The sequence below is a fragment of the Angustibacter aerolatus genome (assembly GCF_054776675.1).
Genome location: NZ_BAAHBM010000128.1, coordinates 1 through 6,939 on the forward strand (window position 1 = coordinate 1; position 6,939 = coordinate 6,939).

General features: G+C 77.0%; 7 protein-coding genes, 1 other RNA gene and 1 pseudogene. 5 read left to right on the forward strand and 4 right to left on the reverse strand.

What is annotated here, in order from left to right:
- Window positions 1-66 precede the first annotated feature (66 nt).
- Both ACYVI6_RS17570 and csrA read left to right on the forward strand, forming a co-directional pair.
- Entirely contained in the window at window positions 67-714 is a 648-nt protein-coding gene (locus ACYVI6_RS17570; protein WP_460447606.1) for a hypothetical protein, read from the forward strand.
- A gap of 254 nt (window positions 715-968) precedes the next feature.
- Window positions 969-1,205 carry a carbon storage regulator CsrA gene (gene csrA / locus ACYVI6_RS17575; RefSeq protein ID WP_460447607.1) on the forward strand — a complete coding sequence of 79 codons (237 nt, stop codon included), beginning with the start codon at window positions 969-971 and terminating at the stop codon, window positions 1,203-1,205.
- A 3-nt stretch (window positions 1,206-1,208) separates the two neighbouring features.
- Here the strand turns inward: csrA and ACYVI6_RS17580 are convergent, their stop codons facing one another.
- Both ACYVI6_RS17580 and ACYVI6_RS17585 read right to left on the reverse strand, forming a co-directional pair.
- Window positions 1,209-2,300, reverse strand: a complete 1,092-nt coding sequence (locus tag ACYVI6_RS17580; RefSeq protein WP_460447608.1) for an ArsB/NhaD family transporter — start codon at window positions 2,298-2,300, stop codon at window positions 1,209-1,211.
- Window positions 2,297-3,055 carry a YaaA family protein gene (locus ACYVI6_RS17585; protein ID WP_460447609.1) on the reverse strand — a complete coding sequence of 253 codons (759 nt, stop codon included), beginning with the start codon at window positions 3,053-3,055 and terminating at the stop codon, window positions 2,297-2,299. Before ACYVI6_RS17585 ends, ACYVI6_RS17580 begins: the two co-directional genes overlap by 4 nt.
- 71 nt (window positions 3,056-3,126) lie before the next feature.
- On the opposite strand from ACYVI6_RS17585, the gene ACYVI6_RS17590 reads away from it, so the two are divergent.
- Window positions 3,127-4,566, forward strand: coding sequence for an RNB domain-containing ribonuclease (locus ACYVI6_RS17590; RefSeq protein ID WP_460447610.1), 1,440 nt, complete (start codon window positions 3,127-3,129; stop codon window positions 4,564-4,566).
- 360 nt (window positions 4,567-4,926) lie between these two features.
- On the opposite strand, the gene ACYVI6_RS17595 is transcribed toward ACYVI6_RS17590, so the two are convergent.
- Window positions 4,927-5,430, reverse strand: a complete 504-nt coding sequence (locus ACYVI6_RS17595) for a MarR family winged helix-turn-helix transcriptional regulator (protein ID WP_460447611.1) — start codon at window positions 5,428-5,430, stop codon at window positions 4,927-4,929.
- A gap of 14 nt (window positions 5,431-5,444) precedes the next feature.
- Between ACYVI6_RS17595 and ACYVI6_RS17600 the strand changes: the two genes are divergently transcribed.
- Both ACYVI6_RS17600 and rnpB read left to right on the forward strand, forming a co-directional pair.
- Entirely contained in the window at window positions 5,445-5,690 is a 246-nt protein-coding gene (locus ACYVI6_RS17600) for a hypothetical protein (RefSeq protein ID WP_460447612.1), read from the forward strand.
- Window positions 5,691-5,719: 29 nt separating this feature from the next.
- Window positions 5,720-6,101, forward strand: an RNA gene (gene rnpB / locus ACYVI6_RS17605) — RNase P RNA component class A.
- Window positions 6,102-6,107: 6 nt separating this feature from the next.
- Here rnpB and ACYVI6_RS17610 read toward each other — a convergent pair.
- Window positions 6,108-6,939, reverse strand: a pseudogene (locus tag ACYVI6_RS17610) (SARP family transcriptional regulator); the annotation flags it as partial.

Consider the following 6,939-nt stretch of genomic DNA (forward strand, 5'->3'; position numbering starts at 1 on the left):
CTTTGTCTTCCTAAGACCGCTTGGCCTCCGACTTGGCCCGCGTTCGGTGCAGCGCCCGCCGAGGCGGTGTCGACGCCCGCCGCCGACGACGTCCGCGCCGAGCTGACCGCCCTCGGGCTGCCCGCCGCCTGGCTGCCCCGGCACAGCAGCGCCGACGCGGCCGGCGTGCTGCTGAGCGTGCTGCACCGCGTCGCCGCCGAGGCCCCCACCCGCCTCGAGGGCACCACGGTCGTCGTCGGCGACGTGACCGAGGGCCGCAAGATCGCCGACCAGCTGCTCGCGCTCACCGGCGCCCACCCGCGCTGCGTGCTGACCGTCGACGACCTCGACGACGTCGATGCCGACGCGCTGCTCGTCGCGGTGCGCGGCGTCCTGCTGGACCACGGCGCCGCCGTCGTGCTCGTGCCCGCCGCCGCCACCCGCGCGGCCGCCCGGTCCGCCGGCCGCCTGGTCGCCACCTTCGCCGCCCTGCCCGGCGTCCGCACCCTGCTCGCCGGCGTCGTCGCCCACCGCGACGCCGGCGTCACCGCCGAGTGGCTCACCGCCCTGCAGGCTCCCGGCTGCGTCGTGTCCCGCCTCGCCGCCCACGGCGTCGAGGAGTCGACCGCCCCGCTGCGCCTGCTCGGCCTCGGCACCCAGGTCGCCTGGGTCGACGCCCGCCCCGCCACCGTCGGCGCCTGGGCCGCCCCCTGCCTCGACCGCCTGCACCGCTGACCCGCCCCCGCCCGCACCGCCCGCACCCCTCTCGGCACGGGGGCACCCTGCGCCGTTCCTGTCGGCGTGGAGTGCCCCCGCGCTGTTCCTGTCGGCGTGGAGTGCCCCCGCGCTGTTCCTGTCGGCGTGGAGTGCCCCCGTGCCGTTCCTGTCGGCGCGGAGTGCCCCCGCGCTGTCCGGGGCCGGGTCGCGTGGCGCGCGGGAGGTGCGGTGCTTGCCCCTGCAGGCGCCGGGCCACGCCCTATGCTGGCCGGATGCTGGTACTCACCCGTCGGATCGGCGAGAGCCTGGTCATCGGCGAGGACGTGACGATCCGGGTGCTCGACGTCAAGGGCGACGTGGTGCGCCTGGGCGTCGACGCACCGCGGCACGTGGCGATCCACCGGCAGGAGGTCTACGACGCGGTGGTCGCGGCCAACCGAGCGGCGGCGGTCAGCTCCGACGAGGCGGTCGCGGCGCTGCGTCAGGCCGTGCGCGGACGCCGGCCGTAGCCGTCACGCGGTGAGCGTCAGCGCACCGCAGCAGGCCACGAGCAGCAGCGGTACCAGCACCAGGCCGCGCCACCCGAACGACCACCACGGCACCCGCACGTCGGCGGACCGGCAGCGCTCGCGCCACAGCAGGGTCGCCAGCGAGGCCCACATCGTGACGAGCGGGCCGGTGTTCACCCCGATGAGCAGCGCCACCAGGCGGGCGGCCGAGCCGTCGGCGACCGGTTCGAGCGCGAGGTACGCGGGCAGGTTGTCGACGCCGTTGGCCGCCAGCGCGCCGACCCCGCTGAGCCGCAGGTAGGCGCCGAAGCCCTCGCCGTCGCCGGCCAGCGCGGCGAGCCGCCCCTCCAGCCCGTGCTCGGTGAGCCACTGCACCGCCACGAACAGCACGACGACGAGCACGACGACCCGCAGGGGGAGCAGCGCCCAGCGCAGCGCCGCCCGGTCGCGCACGGCGAACAGCACCAGCAGCACCACCGCCGCGACGGACGCCGGGATCGCCGGCGTGACGCCGGTGACGAAGGCCGGGCCGAGCAGCAGGCAGACGACGGCGCACACCCGCAGCAGCACCACGTCGGCGACCGGCTCGGCGGGTGGCTGCTCGTAGCGCCCGCGCAGCTCGCCGGGGTGCAGCGCGGCGAGCACCACGACGGTCACCAGCACCGCGGCCAGGGCGGGCGCCCAGGTCAGCCGCACGTACCCGCCGAGCCCCACGCCGAGCGCCTGCATGCGGTGCAGCGAGAGCAGGTTCGTGAGGTTCGAGACCGGCAGCAGCAGCGACGCCGTGTTCGCCAGCCACACCGTCGTCATCGCGAGCAGGCGGGTGCGCAGACCGAGCTGCCGGGCGACGGCGAGCACCACCGGGGTCAGCAGCACGGCCGTGGTGTCGAGCGACAGCACCACCGTCGAGGCGACGGCGAGCAGCACCAGCAGCAGCCACAGCGACAGCACGCGGCCGCGGCCGAGCCGGGCGGCGAGCCGCGACGCCGCGGCGAACACCCCGGCGCGGTCGCTGAGCTCGGCGACCACCGTGATCGCCACGAGGAACACCAGCACAGGGGCGGTCCGCGCGAGCACGTCGGTCAGCAGCGTCACGTGCGCACCACCACGTCGAGCCGCCGCTCGCCCGGCTCGACCTCGAACGCCTCGCCGACCGCGGCCGCCAGCTGCGCGGGGGTGCGCGGGGCGCGGCCGCCGCGCAGCAGCAGGTGACGCACCACCTCGCCGCGGGTGTGCTTGGCCATGTGCGACACCACGCTGCGCCGTCCGTCGGCCTCGCGCAGCACCCGCACCGCGACGGTGCGCGCGGCCAGGTCGGGGCCCGGCGTCCACGCCGCCTGGTACGTCGACGACCGGCAGTCGACGACCAGCCCGTCGCCCGCGGCCTCGGTCAGCGGCGCGTCGAGCAGCGGTCGCCAGTACGCCGCGAGCGGCCCGATGCCCGGCAGGGAGGTGCCCATCGACACGCGGTACGGCGGGACGGCGTCGGTCGGGCGCAGCGCACCCCACAGCGCCGAGACGACGACCAGGCTGCGGTTCGCGGTGCGCCGCGCCGCCGGGGGCAGCGACTCCAGCCCCAGCGCCTCGTAGAGCACGCCGGTGTAGAGCTGGGCCGCGGGCAGCGCGGCAAGGGTGCGCAGCCGGGTGTTGCGCTCGACCTCGGCGGCGAGCGAGGGCCCGACGTCGAGCAGCTGGAGCGCGTCTGGCCGGCTGCTCGTCTCGGCCACGACGTCGAGCAGCCGCTCGCGGGCGGCGGTCAGCGCGGGGAACGACAGGCGCGACGGGTCGACCGGCCGGCGCCGTCCGCCCGCCGGGGCCTTGCCCTCGGACGGTGGCAGCAGCACGAGCACCGGGCGATCGTAGGGGTGCGGCCACGGGCTCCCGGAGGTGACCACCGCCCGGGTCCTCTAGCCTTCGCGACGTGGCGCAGCACCGGGTCCGGTTGATCTCCGCCGAGGGCGCCGACGCTGCGCTGCTCGGGCGGGCGTTCGCGCGCATCCGGGCGGAGGCGGGTCTGCCGGACGCCTTCCCGCCGGAGGTCCTCGCGGCGGCCGAGCGCGCCGCCGAGGGTGGTCCGCCCACCGACCTGCCCGACCTCACCGCGCTGCCGTTCTTCACGATCGACCCGGTCGGCTCGATGGACCTCGACCAGGCGATCCACCTCGAGCGGCGCGGCGACGGGCACCGCCTGCGGTACGCGATCGCCGACGTCCCCGTCGTCGTGCCCGCCGGCGGCCCGGTCGACGCCGAGGCCCGCCGCCGCGGCCAGACCGTCTACTGCCCCGACGTCCGCGTGCCGCTGCACCCGCCGGTGCTCAGCGAGGGCGCCGCCAGCCTGCTGCCCGGTCAGGTGCGCCCGGCGTACGTGTGGCAGCTCGACCTCGACGGCAGCGGCGAGGTCACCGCCGTCGAGCTGCGCCGCGCCCTGGTGCGCAGCGTCGACCGCCTCGACGACGAGAGCGTGCAGCGCGCCGTCGACGCCGGGTCCGGCGACGAGCGCTTCGTCATGCTGCGCGAGGTCGGCACCCGACGGCTCGCGCTCGAGGCCGCGCGCGGCGGCGTGAGCCTGCAGCTGCCCGAGCAGGAGGTCGTCGCCGCGCCCGGTGGGTACTCGCTGCAGGTGCGCCCGGCCTCGGCGGTGGCCGACTGGAACGCGCAGCTGTCGCTCGCCACCGGCATGGCCGCCGCGCAGCTCATGCTGCAGGCCGGCGTCGGGGTGCTGCGCACGCTGCCCGCCCCCACCGAGGAGGCGATCGACCGGTTCCGCCGGCAGGCGCTCGCCCTGGGCGCCGAGTGGCCGCAGGGTCAGACGTACGGCGGGCTGCTGCGCTCGCTCGACCGCGACGACCCGCGGCACGTCGCCCTCACGCACTCGGCGACCGCGCTGTTCCGCGGCGCGGGCTACACCGCCTTCGACGGCGAGCCGCCCGCCGAGGCCTCGCACGCCGCGGTCGGTGCGCCCTACGCGCACGTCACCGCGCCGCTGCGCCGGCTCGTCGACCGCTTCGGCCTCGTCGTCAGCGAGGCGGTCAGCCGCGGCGCCGAGGTGCCCGCCTGGACCCGCGAGGCGCTGCCCGACCTGCCCGCGACCATGGCCTCGTCGGACCGGGTGGCCAGCACCGTCGGCCGCGCCTGCACCGACGCCGTCGAGGCCGCGGTGCTCAGCGGCCGCGTCGGGGAGACCTTCGACGCCGTCGTGGTCGACCGCCGCGACCACGGCGGCGTCGTCCAGCTGCTCGACCCCGCCGTCGTGGCCAAGGTCGACGGCGACGTCGAGCTCGGCAGCCGGTTGCGCGTGCGCCTGACGGACGTCGACGTCGAGGCCCGCACCGTCCACCTCGTGCCCGCCCCGCCTGCCTGACGCTCGCCACCCTGTGGCGCAGGGTGCCCCCGTGCCGATCGGAGTGGCGCAGGGTGCCCCCGTGCCGATCGGAGTGGCGCGGGGTGCCCCCGTGCCGATCGGAGTGGCGCATGGTGCCCCCGTGCCGATCGGAGTGGCGCAGGGTGCCCCCGTGCCGATCGGAGTGGCGCAGGGTGCCCCCGTGCCGATCGGAGTGGCACAGGGTGCCCCCGTGCCGATCGGAGTGGCGCAGGGTGCCCCCGTGCCGTCCCTGTCGGCGGGTGCCCGCGTGCCGAACCGAATGGCGCAGAGTGCCCCCGTGCCGGCGCGAAGTGCCCCCGCGCCGAGATCGGGCGGGTGCGGCATCGCCCCGCGTGGCTCTCAGACCTGGTGCGCCTCAGACGGTTCGACGTCCGGTGGGCGGGTGGCCGCTGCGATGACCTGGCCGAGTGCTTCGTGCAGCTGTTCGAGGTCGGCCAGCGGGACGCCGAGCCGCGCGACGACGGCCGGGGGGATGCGCTCGGCCTGCTGCCGAAGCCGGCGCCCGGTGGGGGTGAGGCGCACGACGAGGCGGCGCTCGTCCTCGGTGGCGCGGCGCCGCTCGACGTGGCCGAGGATCTCGAGCCGCTTCAGCAGCGGCGACAGCGTGCCCGAGTCGAGGTGCAGCTGGGCGCCGAGGTCGCTGACCGACTGCTCGTCGCGGCCCCACAGCGCGAGCATCACGAGGTACTGCGGGTGGGTGAGACCCATCGGCTCGAGCAGCGGCCGGTAGAGCGTGAGCACGGTGCGCGAGGCGACCGCCAGCGCGAAGCAGACCTGTCGCTCGAGCGCCAGCAGGTCGGGCGCGGCCTCGTCATCTCGATGACGCGCAACTGAGTTGTGCACGATACGATTGTGGCATGCCGACCCGACGTCCGCCGTCCGACCCGCCCGAGGCGGAGCGCCCGTGGCTGGGGCGCCGCGTCTACCGGTTCCTGTTCCGCTTCATGGGGCCGGCGCAGCTGGGGTCGTGGCACGAGCCGCCCACCGCGCCGGCCGACGGGGGCTACGCGTGCCCGGTCTGCGGAGCCCCCATGCGCGATCACGACGTCGTCGTCACGAACGGCCTGCGCCGGCTCACCTGCCCGCGGCGGCCCGCGGCCTGACCGCCGGGCGCTATGCTCGGCGGCGCGGACGAGTCAGCCAGGCGGTCGCGTCACCGGGGTCCTGCCCCGGTGCCGAGGAACGTCCGGGCTCCGCAGGGCAGGGTGGTGGGTAACACCCACCCGGGGTGACCCGCGGGACAGTGCCACAGAGAAGAGACCGCCGAGACGCTTGCGGCTCGGTAAGGGTGAAACGGTGGTGTAAGAGACCACCAGCACCCCCGGTGACGGGGGTGGCTCGGTAAACCCCACCTGGAGCAAGGCCAGACAGGGAGCGTTCGAGGGTCGCCCGCCCGAGCTCCCGGGTAGGCCGCTGGAACGTGTCGGCAACGGCACGTCGAGATGGATGGCCGCCACCCGGCCGGGGGAGACCCCGACCGGGGACAGAACCCGGCGTACCGGCTGACTCGTCCGCACCACCTAGCCGGACGCCGCCACCTCGGCGAGGTGCGCGTCGACCGTCCCCGCCGACAGCATCCCGCTGCCCGCCCCCGCCAGCTGACCCGCGGCGGGTGCCAGCGCCGCGGCGGCCCGCTCGGCGGTCTCGCGCTCGCCGAGCCGGACGGCGGCGTGCGCCGTCAGGCACCACAGGGCCTCCAGCACCAGGCTCGGCCCCGGCTCCGGCGTCGCGAGCAGCGCGCGCCGGGCGTCGTCGCGCCGTCCGGCGTCCAGCAGCAGCAACGGCTCGGCCCACGGCGCGTACGGGCCGAACACCGCCGGCACGGGGGCACCCTGCGCCACCGGGTTCGGCACGGGGGCACCCTGCGCCGCTCGGGACGTCACGGGGGCACCCTGCGCCGACCGGGACACGCGCAGGCAGAGCCGGGCCAGGGGCACGAGCCCGTCGGCGACGCCGGGCATGCCCGAGCCGTCGAGCCGGCGGGCGAGGTCGGTGCAGGCCGCGTCGACGAGCGGGTCGGCCGCTCCGGTGACGGCGAGGCGCAGGGCGCGGAAGCCGGCGGTGAACACCCCGGCGAGCGGCCGCTCGTGCCGGGCGGCGAGGACGTCGACGGCGTCGGCGTGACCGGCCGCGCCGTCGAGGTCGCCGAGGGCCGAGCGGGCCTGCATGCGCACCAGGTGGCCGAGCACCTCGGACGTCGAGAGGGCGTGGCGGGTGCCCAGCGTCACCAGCTCGGCGCCGAGGGCGTCGCGGGCGGCGGCGAGGCCGGGGCGTCCGCACTCGTGCAGGGTGCGCGCGCCGAGGGCGACGACCAGCAGCGGCGGGTCGGCGAGGCCGCGGGCCAGCCGCTCG

Coding starts and splice junctions, on each gene's coding strand:
- csrA (WP_460447607.1), top strand. CDS start 969: ATGCTGGTACTCACCCGTCGGATCGGCGAGAGCCTGGTCATCGGCGAG.
- ACYVI6_RS17600 (WP_460447612.1), top strand. CDS start 5,445: ATGCCGACCCGACGTCCGCCGTCCGACCCGCCCGAGGCGGAGCGCCCG.